Raw genomic sequence first — 14,905 nt, 5'->3', positions numbered from 1 at the left:
AAAGCATCCGTCGAATTTCATCCCTATAAATATTCGTAATTGAATCCAACTGCCCGAAAATTATCGGGCGAACTTCTTTTGCCCCATTATCCAGGTCTCCCTTAGCGCTCGATCATCGCCCAGCATTTGCATGACGAATAATTTCTCCATCAAATTCTTGCATTTAGTTATTCTGAAATTAATTAGCGGCGTGGCATGATAATCCAATACGATGAAATCGGCTTCCTTGCCAGTTTCAAAATTTCCGATAACGCCCTGTAAATCAAGTGCGGTTGCACCGCCCAGCGTTGCCAGAAAAAGCGAGCGTATTGGCGACAGGTTATACGCTTGGAGCTGTTGAACTTTGTATGCCTCGTTGATGGTGCGCAGTAGCGAAAAACTATCCCCCCCACCGACATCGGTACCCAACCCCACCTTCACATTATAGCCATCCGCTTTATTTAAATTGAAAAGCCCGCTGCCGATGAATAGATTTGAGGTTGGGCAAAAAGCCAGATTGGATTCGGATTCCTGCAAACGTTTCCATTCCCGGTCAGATAAATGTATGCCATGGGCGAAAACCGAGCGCCTGCCCAACAGGCCATGATGATCATAAACATCAAGGTAATCTTTGCATTGTGGGAATAATTCACCAACCCATTGGCATTCCCTTTTATTTTCCGATAAATGGGTATGTACATGCACATTGGGATGCTCTTTCAATAGCCGCCCTGCCATATGCAGTTGTGCGACACTCGACGTGGGCGCAAATCTGGGAGTAATCGCATAACCCAATCGACCTTTTTCGTGCCAGCGGTTTATTAACGCCTTGCTATCGGCATAACTGGTCTGCGGGGTATCGCATAATACTTCCGGCGCGTTTCGGTCCATCATCACTTTGCCGCATATCATCCTCAGATCACGTCGCGCCGCCGCTTCAAAAAATGCGTCCACCGACTGCGGGTGTACCGTACCGAAGACCATGGCAGTGGTGGTTCCGTTGCGTAACAATTCATCAAGAAAGAAATCCGCAGTAGCCGCTGCCGTTTTCGAATCTTCAAATTTCGCTTCAGCCGGAAAAGTGTATCGTTGCAGCCAATCGATCAACTGGGCGCCGTAAGCGGCGATGATTTCACACTGCGGGTAATGAATATGCGTATCTATGAAACCGGGCAGAATCAATCCGTTGGCATGTTGGTGAATTTCTGTCGAATCCGCTAAACCGCTTAACAGGCGGCGCGCCTCGCCACAAGCGGCAACATGGCCATCCTCAACGACGAGCAATCCATCCTCGAAGTATTGCCATGCCTGTTCGCCATAATCTCTGGGGTCATCCAAGCAATGCAAAATTTCACCACGATGGGCTGATACGGTCATGGGCGATAGTGATGGAATGGTTGTGGAATAATCTTAAACAACACAATTTTTGAAAGACGATGCGTATCGTAATCCTGATACTGAAACAGAACATTAAAAAAGAACATCGTTGACCGTTCGGTCAATAAAGATAACAATCATGCTTTCCATTTGCAAATGATCTTTTTAGACCCTTTGTTTATACGCCAACTTTATATTGAAGCCCAATTATTAAAGCGATGAAATTATCGACACTGAGTCAACTGGATGATGCTCAAGCCAGCGCTGTATTTAAGCAATGTTGCAGTGCTTCTCGCTGGGTAAAGTTAATGGTTTCTGCAATGCCATTCCGGTCTAAAACTGCGATTCAAAATGCTGCCGCCAGATTCTGGAAATCCATGCGCTCAGCGGACTACATGGAGGCATTTGATAGTCATCCAAAAATTGGCGAACCGGATTCTCTAAAGAAAAAGTACTGGAGTACCCACTCCCTAGCGGCAAACGAGCAATCTTCCGTTGAACAGGCGAATGATAATGTGTTGCAGGAATTGGCACAATATAATAATGACTACGAAACAAAGTTTGGGTATATATTCATCGTCTGTGCCACGGGAAAAACCGCAGCGGAAATGTTGGAATTACTCAAGACCAGAATTAACCATCGACCAGACCAGGAAATAATAATTGCGGCGGCGGAACAGGCTAAAATCATGTCAATCAGGATAGACAAATTTATTGAAGAAGAATGAAACGCCCTACGAGACAACCGGCGAGATAACCATGAGCCAAATCACAACTCACATTCTTGACACCGCTCAGGGAAAACCCGCATCGGGAGTAAAGGTCGAACTTTATCAAGGCTCTGTATCTGACGAGACCGAAAATCTGTGGCTGCTAATTGGCGATGGGGTGACCGATTCAGATGGACGTGTTGCCAAATTGCTTTCCCAAAATGCCGCCCTCCCCGCCGGTAGGTATAAACTTCGATTCGATACCATGACTTATTTTAACCGCATCAAGCGGTCGTCATTTTATCCTTTCGTTGAAATCGTTTTTCAGATCGAAGGTGATGGCCAGCATTATCATGTGCCGTTACTTTTAAATCCGTTCGGCTATTCAACTTATCGAGGAAGCTAAAAACTTCGCGGTCGGGCTGTTACATCGGGTTACACAATGTTACCAGATAGAAAGGATTGGTTACTCTTCATTTCGTAGAATCAGTTTTCCGCTCAGTTTAATTCGATCAGATTGTTTGATTCGGTAATGTAATTGAGTCATTTTATTCAGTAATTTTATTAGGAGAATTTCAATGCGTAAACGTTCTATCATTCTTATTGCAACATTCCTGTCTTTGGGAATTGTCGGCAGTACTGCTGCTTATTACAGGCACCACGGCGGATATGGCCATGACAGATATGGAAGTCATTTCACGAAACATATTGAGCAAAACCTGGCTGAAAAACTGGCATTAAACGAAACTCAAAAGGTTGAACTTAGCCAATTGACCCAGTCGTTGATGACAACGTTGATGGCGGGCAGGAAATCTTTCGAGGAACAACGGATTTTTGACTTGAATGAGATTTTTTCTCTGCTTGAGGCGGACAAATTTGATCAGGAAAAAGCGCTGAAAATGGTGCGAGAACGCCTTTCAATGATTGAGTCTTATGCCGAAGAAATGATTTTATCGGCATCCGGTTTCACCGATAGTTTGACCGGCGAACAACGCGGAAAACTGAAGGAAATAATTGAACGGCGGATGTCCGAGCGACACCACCACCGCCACAATCAAGAGTCTCATCAACAGGAGTTCTAAATGATAGGGCGAGAATCGGCCAGAATTGATATTAGAGGGGAGGATTCGGGGCCGGTTCTCGCTTATTATCCATCGCCCTAGCCATCGCCCTAGCCATCGCCTTGGCCCGTAGTTCTGTATTAACACTTTTGAGTCACGTACATCTCAACACAGGGTGCCTCAATACAATTAAAAGCTTTTCGCGACTTAATGACTCGTCATCCAACGTATAGCTGATGTGCTGGCTGATGCCGTTTCAGCCCCCCGGCAATGATAAAATGCCCCATGACCTCAATATTAATCATTGACGATGACGACCGTCTCGCAACACCGCTAAAGGCGTATTTCGAGCGATATAATCTGGCTCTGACCTCCGCAACACACCCTAAAGACGGACTTGCCTTGCTTAAAGAAAAAAACTTTGAACTGGTTATTCTGGACATCATGCTGCCGGACCAAGATGGATTTGATGTTTGCAAAACCATTCGTAAACAAAGCGACATTCCCATTGTGATGTTAACTGCGAGAGGAGAAGTAATGGATAGAGTGGTTGGACTTGAATTAGGTGCGGATGACTATTTGGCAAAGCCTTTTGAACCTCGGGAACTGGTTGCACGAATTCAAAATATATTGAGAAGACGTGAGCCATCCCGGAAAACCAACTCGATTCTTGAGTTCAAGAATCTACTTATTGACCAGAGTCGGCAAGAGGTTATTGTTAATGGCAGTAAGGTTAGCATTACCGGTAACGAATATCAGCTATTGGTACTGTTAGCGGCCGCCCCGGGAGAAAAATTCAGCCGCGATGAAATACTAAACAAACTGAGGGGCATTGATGCCGAACTGTTTTCCCGTGCGGTGGACATTCAAATCAGCCGACTGCGGCAGAAACTCAAGCCAACCGACTACATAAAAACGGTGTGGGGTTCAGGTTATCAATTTGTTGCGCCTGATGTTTAACCGCTAACATGCTAAATCGAATACAACATTCGCTGTCCGCAAAATTAATTATATTATTTATATGCGCCGGCGTCGTGTTGTTATTGCTGGTAGGGTCAATCATGGGGAAGGGATTGTCACGCCACTTTCGGTCCAGCATCCAGCCGTTCATGATTCACTATATCAACCTTATGCAGCAGGAACTGGGCTCTCCGCCTGATTTAGAACAAGCGAAAGCAATTACCCGTGATATTCCAGTGGATATCCACGTATTTGGGCCCGAACAAAATTGGTCAACAGCGGACTCGCAACTAGACAGAAGCGAATTAATTGAGACCTTCGAGCAACGCCGAAGCGTTAATCCGAAGACCGGCGCTCGAAACGCTCTGTCACGGCTTGACCGGCGTTTTCGTTTAAAAAGAGTGGATGGCGACCTTATTTTGCATACCGTGGAGGGCGACTACGATATTTATTTTCAAATTCGCCATCGCCGCGATATCAGGCGCGGTGGGTATTTCAGCTTTTTTGTCTTGTTTGCAATACTGGGGGTCTTACTACTCATTTACTATGCGACCCGAGCATTATTCCGACCCATTGAAGACATTGATCGCGGCGTTAAACAATTTAGCGTCGGTAATCTTACCCACAGAATATCAAAGCGCAGAAACGATCAGCTTGGAGATTTAACCGACAGCGTTAACCAAATGGCGGAAGATATCAGCAACATGCTGGAAGCAAAACGTCAATTATTATTAGGCATCAGTCATGAACTTCGCTCTCCGCTCACGCGCAGTAAAATCAACCTTGCGCTTATGGATGACTCCGCCTCAAAGTCGGAAATAGAAAAGGATATACAAGCGATGAATCAGTTGATTAACGAGTTACTGGAAAGTGAGCGATTGAATTCACCCCACAAGATCATTCAACCTGAGATGACTGATTTATATTCGCTCATAGAAGAGGTGATTGAATCAGAATTTGCTAATCAAACAATTTCTGTTGAGCTTCAATCCGTTACCGCAAATGTTGATCCGGTTCGCATTAAGCTGTTGGTACGAAATCTTTTACAGAATGCCATCAAATACAACGACAACAAAAAATCAGCGCCGAAAGTTTCGCTCACCGTGAAATCGCAGCGATTTACAATAGCAGTACGAGATTATGGCACTGGAATTGCTGCGCAACAAATTCCGTTCTTAACCGAACCATTCTATCGTGCAGACCCATCCCGACAACGAATGACCGGTGGATATGGATTGGGTTTGTATCTATGCAGAATGATTGTGGAAGCCCATGGCGGGCATATCGAAATTGAAAGCAAACAGGGGAAAGGCACACGGGTTCGATGCAGTTTTCCATTATCGGGAGAAAATTAAAAGCAACCTGCGGGACACAATCCACCGCGCACGCTCGAACAATAGATTGGCGCTAATTACTTTGGGATTCGCTACAGTTTGTCGGCTCAGATTAAATGACGGATACGTTATAACCCGCAAACTTCCTGATATTCAGAACACCACAATCCAAAATTAGATACTGTCCTTTAATACCCTGCAATTCCCCTGAAATTTTAGCTGTCTTGTCAAAATTCAAGCTGGTGACTTTGTCAGGATAATTTTGAACTGGATAGGTCAAATTGAGCGGCGCTTCATCGAGCTGCTGCCATTCGAGGCCAGGATTCACTCGCTGAATGTTTTCTAAATCCGTTTTCGCGTTATCCAAAATTTCATCTCGCGCAGCCACCAAGTCTGTGAATTCCGCCTCCCCTTTCAGCATTTTTCTCCAATTGGTACGGTCGCTCACGCGCTTTTTCAACGCCACCTCAATCAATCCGGAATGCAAGCGGTTTTTAACCTTGAATACTGCAATCGCCTGAGTGGCGCCCTGGTCAATCCAGCGAGTGGGAATTTGGGTGCCTCGGGTGATGCCCACTTTAATCGCCGAGGAATTTGCGAGATAGACATAATGATCTTGCATACAATGGCGGTCACCCCAACTGGAATCACGGCAGGTTCCTTGGTGGTAATGACAGGTTTCTGGTCGCATGATACACATATCGCATTCGGCCAGCGACTTAAAACAAGGGAAACAATACCCCTGAGCAAAACTCTTGTTGGTGGATCGCCCACATGCGATGCAATTAATTTCTCCAGTGAATTCAAGATTTATTTGTTGCCCCAACTTTTGATCGATTGGAAATTCCGTGTCACCTACGGGGAGTTTATAACTCACCGGATGGGTGGCTTGTACCCGCATTTTGCGCAGCGCACCCGAGCAGGCCGCCGAATAGGCTTCATGCATTTGCACTCATCCGGAATCATTCCGTGGCAGTTTGCCATGCTGGCATCCATTCATCGATATTGTCGATTCTGTCATCGCGTTAACCTTGATGTATTCAATTTATAGACTATGCTCGTTAAATTTTTTACCGATGAACTAATGATACAATATACCACTTGGTCGTGGTTAATATTCAGACAACAGACATCATCTAACAAACATGAGCAATGTTAATAAAATCGCGGATCACTATCATGCTCTGCTGGAATTGGTTGGTGAGAATCCGACCCGTGCAGGGCTTGCCGACACACCCGGACGAGCCGCTAAAGCTCTGGCGTATGTTACCCAAGGGTATCAGCAAAACCTGGATCAGGTGGTGAACGGCGCGATTTTCGAATCCGACAACGATCAAATGGTGATCATAAAGGATATCGAGTTATATTCGATTTGCGAACACCATATACTGCCGTTTGTCGGCAAATGCCATATCGCCTATCTCCCAAATGGAAAAGTGATTGGGCTGTCAAAAATGGCGCGGATAACGGATATGTATGCACGCAGGCTACAAATTCAGGAGAACTTGACCGAACAAATCGCTAAGGCTATTGAGCAAGTTACCGAAGCCCGCGGCGTCGGGGTAATCATTGAAGCACAACATTTTTGCATGATGATGCGCGGGGTTCAGAAGCAAAACTCGGTAATGAAGACCTCCATGATGCTCGGTACATTTCGCACCGACCACCGCACCCGCACTGAATTCCTCACGCTGGTCAGGGACTGATACCGGTCATGCTACTGACAACGCCGCATTGAATGAAAGCGTTATTAGTAGATGGCCTCAACCTGGTACGGCGAATCTACGCCGCAGTCCCGAACAATCCTGAGCAGAGATCCGCTCAGGATGCAGACGCGAATTCAGATGTTGGGCACATAAATAATGTGATTCGCTCGGCATGTGCTTCGTTACATCGCGCGTTAAAAAAGCATAACCCAAGCCACTGCCTGGCAGTTTTTGAGCAAAGCGGTAAAAATTGGCGGCATAAATTATTTCCCGACTATAAAAAAGATCGCTCACCGATGCCGGCGGCATTGCACAGTGCTATGGCGGATTTTGAGTCGGCATTTAGTGACCTCGGGGTCAGGACATTCTCGTTACCGGGCCACAAAGCCGACGATGTTATCGCAACTCTGGCGAATAAAATTGCACTGCGTGGCGGTCATGTTGTTATTCTTTCAACCGACCGAATTCTTTGTCAGCTCCTAAACAGCTGGATTCGGGTTTACGACCATTTCGCCGACCATTATCTCGATAGTGAAATGATCAAGAAAAAGTTCCAGGTCAAGCCCGAACAAATTCCGCATCTGCTGGCACTCGCCGGCGACAGCAGTTTATCGATAACGGGCATAAAATCCATAGGAATACGCACCGCATCTCGGCTCATAAACGATCACGGCAATCTTGAAAAAGTTTTAGCCACCGCAGACAACATGCCGGGAAAACTCGGCAGCAAACTGTATAGCGGAAAAGAGGATGCCCGCCTTGCATACAAATTATTCACATTGAAAACGGATATTGAATTAGGCGTCAATCTAAGCCAATTTCGGTATTCCGCTACGACTGAATCACAATGAAACTGATTCGATTGTTTTCGTATGTGTTATGCTTGATTATTGGTTACGTTTAAGCGAGTAAAAATAAATTCCGCCGACAACATTGACCCCAACACATTGACCAAGCGTCGCATACTCCTTATAACTTATATTGGCAATAAAATACGAAACATGGAAACCTGGGAAAAACTGGTGATCGGCGTTTTCGCCTTGATTATTATATTTTGGTTTTCCCCCGGCATTAAAACCATGCTGGAAAAAAGCAAGGATGCCCCAAAAGATTGGGCCGGCGTACTCATACCCGTTGGCTTGGTCGTCCTGTTTATACTATTTCTTATCTCTACGCTCTAAATATTCCACTCATCGGCGCTCAAGGCTATTATCAAGTGATGTCCGGTTAAATAACCAACGCGCTCGCAAATTAAGAAAATCAAACAAGCAGGTAACATCACCATGTTTGGCGGTGTTGCGTGTACCAGCTCAGATACCTTTGGCACCCCCTCTCCAGCATGAGCGGTAACAATGCTTCTTCACGCGCGCAACTTGCCATATGGTGCTGGAAATGCGGGCGATTTGGTCAAGCACGGTGCGCTTGCGGTGTTTGTCAAGTGGTTTTTGAAAACCCGTAACAATATCCGTTGCGCGGATTCTTTCGGTGGATCTCAGCGCCATAATCTTGTCGGCAAAGAAGAGTTTTGCCGCCGTTTAAAGATTCTCTCTGGTCGAGTGCATGCATTCGCTGACGCGCAACCTGATTGGGAAAGGAAAAATGATTACGGCAGTAGCCGCATGGTGTGGAACATTGCGCATAAATCGCAAAAAACGGCCGATATTTTTGCACCCGACACGACAGGGAACCCCGGCAGATCGTGCGCCGAATCGTACTGGCTAAACCCGTATGGTTTCTTTTCGTCTCCAGTGAACCACTTTAATCAATACGCTTGAGGCGAAAGGCTCGGTTCAAGCGCGGATAAAGGGTGCCATGAGCGTCACCCTTTATCCGAGGATGCGTTTTTACGGTGGCGGCGCCGTCGATGACTGGAGGAGTTAGGCTTGCAGGGCGGGCTCCTTCCATTTTAAAATCAAAACCCGCTGGGGCGAACTTTATGGCATCGAATCGGTCATAGCCGTATAGCTGACGAATTTTATTCGTGATATTCGTGCCAGAAATTATCCACCAACGATTTTAGACAACCGGGAAACCGACCATGAAAAACTATCTACGCAATCTGACTTATTTGTTCATGCTGGCGGCAATGACGTTGCCGGGGCCCGCCTGGTCAGGGGAAGACCCGATCTATACAACCTATTTCAGTAGTGTTGCCGCCGGTGGTTATGATGTTACTTCCTATTTCAGCGAAGCGCAGCCGATCAAGGGGGAAAAGGCGTTCAAGATGGAATACATGGATGCCGACTGGTATTTTGCCAACCAGGAAAATCTCGACAAGTTTATCCAAAATCCACAAAGGTACGCGCCGCAATACGGCGGCTACTGCGCTTGGGCGGTGTCTCAGGGGAGTACTGCCAGCGGCGACCCGCTGTTGTGGACTATCCACGAAGACAAGTTGTACCTGAACTATAATCATGAGATCAATCATCGCTGGAGCAGCGATAAAGAGAGGTTGATCGTGGAGGCTGATAAAAACTGGCCTACGGTATTGAACTAGGTTTTTAGATCACTGGGAGGGTTATAAACCTTCCCCTACAAGGCTCAAAAACGGTGAGTAGTATCTGCCGCAATATCCGCTATTACTTTCCCGCTTTACTGAACATGTAATATGGGTAATAATACCGTTCAAGCGGTTGGCAAATACGTCAATCGCCGCCCTTATCATTTTTTTGGGTAATTTTTTAGACACTAACCAACTGGTTAATCAACACTGTTTGAGGAGAATATTATTATGAAACGTCGTGATTTATTGAAAGGCGGTGCTGCTGCGGCAGTTGCCGCTGGAGCATCCACCCTGGCGGCCCCAGCCATCGCGCAACAGCGCATCGAAATTACCGTTGTTTCCACCTGGCCGCGAGATTTTCCCGGTCTGGGTACCGGCGCTCAGCGTTTCGCCCAACGGCTGATCGACATGAGCGATGGTCGATTTGCAGTGACCTATTTCGCCGCTGGTGAACGGGTTGGCGCGTTTGACTCCTTTGATGAAGTGGCATCGGGTAACGCGCAGATCTATCACGCGGCGGACTATTATTGGAAAGGCAAGCACCCCGCTTGGGCCTACTTCACCTCGGTGCCGTTTGGCTTGACCTATACTGAAATCAATGCCTGGATTCGCTTTGGCGGCGGCCAAGCGCTTTGGGATGAGCTGGCCGCGGATTCTGGTCTCAAAAACCTGATGTGTGGCAACACCGGCGTACAAATGGGCGGCTGGTTCCGTAAAGAAATGAACTCCGCTGATGATTTTAAGGGCTTGAAAATGCGTATCCCTGGTCTTGGCGGCGACGTGTTATCCAAATTGGGCGCGTCACCGGTATCTTTGCCGGGCGGACAGATTTATGAAAACCTGATTTCTGGTGCGATTGATGCGACAGAATGGGTTGGCCCCTGGAACGATGCCGCGATGAAGTTCTATGAAGCGGCCAAGTATTATTACTATCCCGGTATGCACGAGCCTGGCGCTATGTTGGCGGCGGGCATCAACAAGGATTTTTGGGAAGGCTTGTCAACTGCGGATAAGGCAATAATTGAAGCCGCCACGTCCATGGAAAACGATGTGATGATGGCTGAGTATAACGCCAAGAATGGCGCATCATTGGTTAAGCTGATCAATGAACAAGGTGTTCAACTGCGTAAATTCGGTGATGACATCTACGATTCATTCGGCCAGGCTGCCGAACAAGTTTTTGCAGAAACCGTCGCGCATAGCGATTTAGCCAGACGCGTCCACGAGAGCTTTGTGCAAGCGCGCACCGAAGTGGGCGGTTGGACGAAAATTTCGGACCAGGAATATTTACGTCAGCGAAATCGCGTTTTAGGCGTTTAATATCCCTCGTATTTTCAATTGAAACGGAGCCCTTAGGCTCCGTTTCCTTGTTATAGGGGGATTCAGGTTGGGCCGTGGGCACATGGATTGCCGCAGTGGCAGAAAACGCATTCAATAGCAACCACAGAAAGGGCAACCATGAAAGGGCTATCTGTTCTTACAAGTTTCATTATTTGGGACCTCGTCCTTAGAACATTAGCGGCATTGATGGTAGTGTCGCTGTTGCTGTATTTGCTCGATAACACGTTGATTTTCTGGTTCGATTGGCCTGGGATTAGAAAGATGATTACCCATTTCGGCGGGTTAATTAACGCTGGCAACGCTGGTCAATCTTTCAAATCATTGTCAACCGCCGAGGTTGTTCGGGGATGGATTCAATTGTTGGCATTCCTTGGCAGCTTTGTCGTTATCTTTGTGCTGGTAGCGCGCACATATTCCCGCCAGCTGCGCCAAGACGCAAAATTATATTCTCGAATCGCCGCATTTATTGTCAGGGCCGCTTTCTGGTCGGTATTTCTGGTTGGGCTTACCGATATGGTGATCTCGTTCTTGCGCGTGGAAGAATTTCTTACTATTTTTGTTGGCCGCCATTTCACCACGCAGCTTGGAATATCTACCTTTCGTGGCACCTACATTCACTTCCCTTTGATACTACTTTCAATCGTCATTGCCTCATTTACCCGCACTCTGGGATTCATTTGGCTGGCTTTGTTAATTGTTGCTGCGGAGTTTGTCATCGTTATTACCCGCTTCATATTTTCCTACGAACAGGCCTTTATGGGGGACCTGGTCAGGTTCTGGTATGCCGGATTATTTTTATTCGCAAGCGCATATACCTTACTCCACGACGGCCATGTGCGCGTCGATGTGCTGTACACCAACTTCAGCGAAAAAGGCAAGGCGTTATCCAATACATTCGGCTCGCTACTGTTCGGCTTACCGCTTTGTTGGAATATACTTATTCAGGGCATGTCCGGGAAAGGCAGTATTATTAACAGCCCACTACTAAATTTTGAAATTTCCCAAAGCGGGTTTGGCATGTACACCAAGTACCTCATGGCATCCTATTTATTAGTTTTTTCAGCCAGCATGATCGTTCAGTTTGTCAGTTTTATATTGAGCAACGTCGCCAACTATCGCGGCGATACAGATCCGGTTAATCAAGCATTATCCGGGGAATTATCTGAAAGCGATTAGTCATGGAGCTTGTATTTCTGGCGGTACTAATTCTGCTAATGATTATTTCATTAAGCTCAGGATTTCCCGTTGCCTTCGCCCTTCCAGGCTCAGCAATAGGCGCAATCGGGCTGGCCGCAATTTGCGGTTATCTATTCGCCGGCGATGCAAGCGCATACTTCGCTCAGGATGGACCGGTGCAGTGGCTGACTGCGGGGGTAACCAACTTTCGCAGCCTATATTGGGAAGTGGAACGGGATACCTTGATAGCGATACCGCTATTTGTTTTTATGGGTATCATGCTGCAGCGTTCGAAGGTTGCTGAAGATCTCTTGGTTGCTATGGCGCAATTATTCGGGCCAGTTCCGGGCGGACTGGGTATTTCCGTGGTATTTGTAGGCGCGCTTTTAGCGGCAACTACCGGCATCCTCGGTGCCACCGTCATTGCAATGGGCCTGATATCACTGCCAGCGATGCTGCGAAATAATTATTCAAAACCTCTGGCCTCAGGCATTATATGCGCATCAGGAACCCTTGGCCAAATCATTCCGCCTTCCATTGTGCTGATTATTCTGGCCGATCAACTGGCCAATGCCGCTGAGCAGGCGAGGACGTTGCGCGCCGCGGATTACAAGGAAGCGACCGGAGAATTCACCATGCCCGCAGCGCTCGATATCACCTCCGCCAGTGCCGGCGACATGTTTATGGGCGCACTTGTTCCGGGGCTTATTCTGGTCGGCTTGTACATGTTGTACATCTTGATCACCGCGATACTAAAACCGGGGACTGCGCCACCAGTACCCTATACAGGGAAATATGATCGTCAATTCGCATCTAAGATCGGGATTGCTCTGATTCCGCCGTTGACCTTGATTTTTGCCGTACTGGGTTCCATCGTAACCGGCATCGCAACGGTCAATCAGGCCGGTGCCATTGGTGCGGTGGGCGCTATTGTGATGGGCGGTTACCGGTTGTTTGAACCGAACAAACATCGCTATACCCCGCTGTTGATCGCCATCGGCTCGGGCCTGATTATTCTGGTGTTGTACAAATCATTCGATCTGAATATAAAAAATATCAGCAGCCAGCGAGATTTTATCGGTGTGATTTTAGCGGCGGCAGCGGTTTTGATGTTAATCGGCGCCATCGTTTGGAGCGGTTGGCGAACCTTTAAAATCAATGACACTTTAGTCGGGGTGATGATCGATACTGCGAAAACCACCTCCATGGTTTTCATCATCCTCATCGGCGCCGCCATGCTCACCGCCGCGTTTCGCGGATTTGGCGGTGAGCAATTGGTGCGCGAGTTTCTTACCGGGCTGCCGGGTGGATTTTGGACCCAGTTCACGGTCGTGATGATAGTCATTTTTCTGCTTGGTTTCTTCCTTGACTTTATAGAAATTGCAGTCGTAGTGGTGCCCATCGTCGCGCCGATTTTGCTGGCCGACCCAGCCGCAAATATCACAGCGGTTTGGTTGGGCGTAATGATTGGACTGAATATTCAAACATCATTCTTAACCCCGCCATTTGGATTTGCGTTGTTTTATCTTAGAGGCGTGGCGCCCCTGAAAGTCAAGACCACCCATATCTATAAGGGCGCGGCCGCATTTATCGGATTACAGTTGGTGGGCCTGACTATCACCGGGTTTTTCCCGGGCTTGGTCAACTACATGCCAAACCGGACATTTTTAACCGCGGAAACCGCGCCGCCGCCGGTAAATCCAAAACTGCAATTCTGTATCGAGAATCGAGTATTTTCCGAATACGCCAACGATGAAACGAACATACGAAACAGCATTGCCAAGGCGCGCGACAACGATTTCAGCGTATTGCCTGATGAATATCGGCAACCATTAATTGCAAGTTTTGATCTGGCTGAAAATACTTTCGATTTAGTGGCTCAGGTTAATGTCGTGGCTGCTGAACTGGCGGCCTATTCGCTTGAATTCAAGCCACTGCATGCCGATATGCGTAAACTACGCAACCAGCTAAAGTCCATCAATAATATTCTGGAGGAAGCGCGCAAGAAGCATGACCGAATTTCGAGAAACCCCGCAACCACTCGACCACAACTCGACTCTCTCGAAGTCAATATTTTTAAGCTGGAACAGGAACTCAAAGCCGCCGAACAGATTATTCCGTCACATTGGGATGAGGCAAGTACGGCCTACCAGCAATTAGCGATAGCTGAAAAAAGTGCGCGCCTTGCCTATCGACGTAATGTTGATGCCGCATATCAAGCATTGCAAAATACACTATTGGTCATAGGACAACGAAATGATTTAGCCCGGTTTGAAACGCCCCTATTGGATCTGCGTCTGCACATTGAATCCGCGGCGTCTATCGACAAAAATCCAGAGTCGGCTATCGAAAAAATCAAGTCTGTTGAATCTCGACTAAACGAGTTGGCTGGAGTAGCCGAAATCAAGTCGAAATTGTCCAAGTCCCGACGCGCACTGAAAGGCGATTCTCCTGATTTTACCCCGGATTTCAATGACGCCAAAGAATTTCACCGCCAAGCAATCGATCTGCTTAACCTTGAACTTGCTTGGCGAAGCCGTGCAACCGCGCTGCTGGATGAATTAAATCAATACGATAACGCCATCAAAACCAATATCGGTCTTCGACTGCAACCGAGATTAACCAAATCCCAGGCAAAAGATATCGCTGCTTGCCAATCTTCACACCGCGATATTTCGCTTAATTTTTAGCATATCCTTATTTCGTTTCCTGTGAATGATTGACGCAAGTTATCTAGGACTAGCAATCAGGCCACTCG

The 14,905-nt window shown here is 47.2% G+C and carries 15 protein-coding genes; 13 read left to right on the top strand and 2 right to left on the bottom strand.

The window, feature by feature from the left end:
* Positions 1–60 precede the first annotated feature (60 nt).
* On the bottom strand, positions 61–1,356 hold the full coding sequence (gene guaD, locus ACPXXB_RS03115; protein WP_423909213.1) for a guanine deaminase: 1,296 nt from the start codon (positions 1,354–1,356) through the stop codon (positions 61–63).
* 218 nt (positions 1,357–1,574) lie between these two features.
* Between guaD and uraD the strand changes: the two genes are divergently transcribed.
* From uraD to ACPXXB_RS03090, 5 genes are all read left to right on the top strand, one after another.
* The gene (uraD, locus tag ACPXXB_RS03110) at positions 1,575–2,084 is read left to right on the top strand and encodes a 2-oxo-4-hydroxy-4-carboxy-5-ureidoimidazoline decarboxylase (protein WP_423909210.1); all 510 of its coding nucleotides are present in this window, start codon (positions 1,575–1,577) and stop codon (positions 2,082–2,084) included.
* 31 nt (positions 2,085–2,115) lie between these two features.
* Entirely contained in the window at positions 2,116–2,472 is a 357-nt protein-coding gene (gene uraH / locus ACPXXB_RS03105; protein ID WP_423909207.1) for a hydroxyisourate hydrolase, read from the top strand.
* 172 nt (positions 2,473–2,644) lie between these two features.
* Positions 2,645–3,148 (top strand): Spy/CpxP family protein refolding chaperone, encoded by a 504-nt coding sequence (locus tag ACPXXB_RS03100; protein ID WP_423909204.1) that lies wholly within the window; start codon positions 2,645–2,647, stop codon positions 3,146–3,148.
* 264 nt (positions 3,149–3,412) lie between these two features.
* Positions 3,413–4,087 (top strand): response regulator transcription factor, encoded by a 675-nt coding sequence (locus ACPXXB_RS03095; protein ID WP_423909202.1) that lies wholly within the window; start codon positions 3,413–3,415, stop codon positions 4,085–4,087.
* Between the two features lie 8 nt (positions 4,088–4,095).
* Positions 4,096–5,442: a sensor histidine kinase gene (locus ACPXXB_RS03090; RefSeq protein ID WP_423909199.1), complete on the top strand. Its 1,347-nt coding sequence runs from the start codon at positions 4,096–4,098 to the stop codon at positions 5,440–5,442.
* 91 nt (positions 5,443–5,533) lie between these two features.
* Here the strand turns inward: ACPXXB_RS03090 and ACPXXB_RS03085 are convergent, their stop codons facing one another.
* Positions 5,534–6,367 carry a DUF2797 domain-containing protein gene (locus ACPXXB_RS03085; protein ID WP_423909196.1) on the bottom strand — a complete coding sequence of 278 codons (834 nt, stop codon included), beginning with the start codon at positions 6,365–6,367 and terminating at the stop codon, positions 5,534–5,536.
* A 199-nt stretch (positions 6,368–6,566) separates the two neighbouring features.
* Here ACPXXB_RS03085 and folE point away from each other — a divergent pair, with 199 nt between their 5' ends.
* From folE to ACPXXB_RS03045, 8 genes are all read left to right on the top strand, one after another.
* On the top strand, positions 6,567–7,127 hold the full coding sequence (gene folE, locus ACPXXB_RS03080) for a GTP cyclohydrolase I FolE (RefSeq protein WP_423909193.1): 561 nt from the start codon (positions 6,567–6,569) through the stop codon (positions 7,125–7,127).
* 32 nt (positions 7,128–7,159) lie between these two features.
* Positions 7,160–7,978 carry a flap endonuclease Xni gene (gene xni, locus ACPXXB_RS03075; RefSeq protein ID WP_423909190.1) on the top strand — a complete coding sequence of 273 codons (819 nt, stop codon included), beginning with the start codon at positions 7,160–7,162 and terminating at the stop codon, positions 7,976–7,978.
* A gap of 150 nt (positions 7,979–8,128) precedes the next feature.
* Positions 8,129–8,308, top strand: coding sequence for a hypothetical protein (locus ACPXXB_RS03070; RefSeq protein ID WP_423909187.1), 180 nt, complete (start codon positions 8,129–8,131; stop codon positions 8,306–8,308).
* 171 nt (positions 8,309–8,479) lie between these two features.
* Positions 8,480–8,902 carry a hypothetical protein gene (locus ACPXXB_RS03065; RefSeq protein WP_423909185.1) on the top strand — a complete coding sequence of 141 codons (423 nt, stop codon included), beginning with the start codon at positions 8,480–8,482 and terminating at the stop codon, positions 8,900–8,902.
* A gap of 263 nt (positions 8,903–9,165) precedes the next feature.
* Complete coding sequence (locus ACPXXB_RS03060) at positions 9,166–9,624, top strand: YHS domain-containing (seleno)protein (RefSeq protein ID WP_423909183.1); 459 nt, start codon at positions 9,166–9,168, stop codon at positions 9,622–9,624.
* Between the two features lie 234 nt (positions 9,625–9,858).
* On the top strand, positions 9,859–10,950 hold the full coding sequence (locus tag ACPXXB_RS03055; RefSeq protein WP_423909180.1) for a TRAP transporter substrate-binding protein: 1,092 nt from the start codon (positions 9,859–9,861) through the stop codon (positions 10,948–10,950).
* 138 nt (positions 10,951–11,088) lie between these two features.
* On the top strand, positions 11,089–12,147 hold the full coding sequence (locus tag ACPXXB_RS03050; protein WP_423909177.1) for a TRAP transporter small permease subunit: 1,059 nt from the start codon (positions 11,089–11,091) through the stop codon (positions 12,145–12,147).
* A gap of 2 nt (positions 12,148–12,149) precedes the next feature.
* Positions 12,150–14,837, top strand: coding sequence for a TRAP transporter large permease subunit (locus ACPXXB_RS03045; RefSeq protein WP_423909174.1), 2,688 nt, complete (start codon positions 12,150–12,152; stop codon positions 14,835–14,837).
* Positions 14,838–14,905 lie beyond the last annotated feature (68 nt).

The sequence above is a fragment of the Candidatus Spongiihabitans sp. genome (assembly GCF_965237845.1).
Classification (GTDB): Bacteria; Pseudomonadota; Gammaproteobacteria; order Arenicellales; family Poriferihabitantaceae; genus Spongiihabitans.
The sequence above is the reverse complement of the archived record's forward strand: the minus strand, read 5'-3'. Positions and strand labels throughout refer to the sequence as shown.

Excerpts from the sequence above, each read along its gene's own strand:
- guaD (WP_423909213.1), bottom strand. The coding sequence starts at position 1,356 with ATGACCGTATCAGCCCATCGTGGTGAAATTTTGCATTGCTTGGATGAC.
- uraD (WP_423909210.1), top strand. The coding sequence starts at position 1,575 with ATGAAATTATCGACACTGAGTCAACTGGATGATGCTCAAGCCAGCGCT.
- uraH (WP_423909207.1), top strand. The coding sequence starts at position 2,116 with ATGAGCCAAATCACAACTCACATTCTTGACACCGCTCAGGGAAAACCC.
- ACPXXB_RS03100 (WP_423909204.1), top strand. The coding sequence starts at position 2,645 with ATGCGTAAACGTTCTATCATTCTTATTGCAACATTCCTGTCTTTGGGA.
- ACPXXB_RS03095 (WP_423909202.1), top strand. The coding sequence starts at position 3,413 with ATGACCTCAATATTAATCATTGACGATGACGACCGTCTCGCAACACCG.
- ACPXXB_RS03090 (WP_423909199.1), top strand. The coding sequence starts at position 4,096 with ATGCTAAATCGAATACAACATTCGCTGTCCGCAAAATTAATTATATTA.
- ACPXXB_RS03085 (WP_423909196.1), bottom strand. The coding sequence starts at position 6,367 with ATGCATGAAGCCTATTCGGCGGCCTGCTCGGGTGCGCTGCGCAAAATG.
- folE (WP_423909193.1), top strand. The coding sequence starts at position 6,567 with ATGAGCAATGTTAATAAAATCGCGGATCACTATCATGCTCTGCTGGAA.
- xni (WP_423909190.1), top strand. The coding sequence starts at position 7,160 with ATGAAAGCGTTATTAGTAGATGGCCTCAACCTGGTACGGCGAATCTAC.
- ACPXXB_RS03070 (WP_423909187.1), top strand. The coding sequence starts at position 8,129 with ATGGAAACCTGGGAAAAACTGGTGATCGGCGTTTTCGCCTTGATTATT.
- ACPXXB_RS03065 (WP_423909185.1), top strand. The coding sequence starts at position 8,480 with ATGCTTCTTCACGCGCGCAACTTGCCATATGGTGCTGGAAATGCGGGC.
- ACPXXB_RS03060 (WP_423909183.1), top strand. The coding sequence starts at position 9,166 with ATGAAAAACTATCTACGCAATCTGACTTATTTGTTCATGCTGGCGGCA.
- ACPXXB_RS03055 (WP_423909180.1), top strand. The coding sequence starts at position 9,859 with ATGAAACGTCGTGATTTATTGAAAGGCGGTGCTGCTGCGGCAGTTGCC.
- ACPXXB_RS03050 (WP_423909177.1), top strand. The coding sequence starts at position 11,089 with ATGAAAGGGCTATCTGTTCTTACAAGTTTCATTATTTGGGACCTCGTC.
- ACPXXB_RS03045 (WP_423909174.1), top strand. The coding sequence starts at position 12,150 with ATGGAGCTTGTATTTCTGGCGGTACTAATTCTGCTAATGATTATTTCA.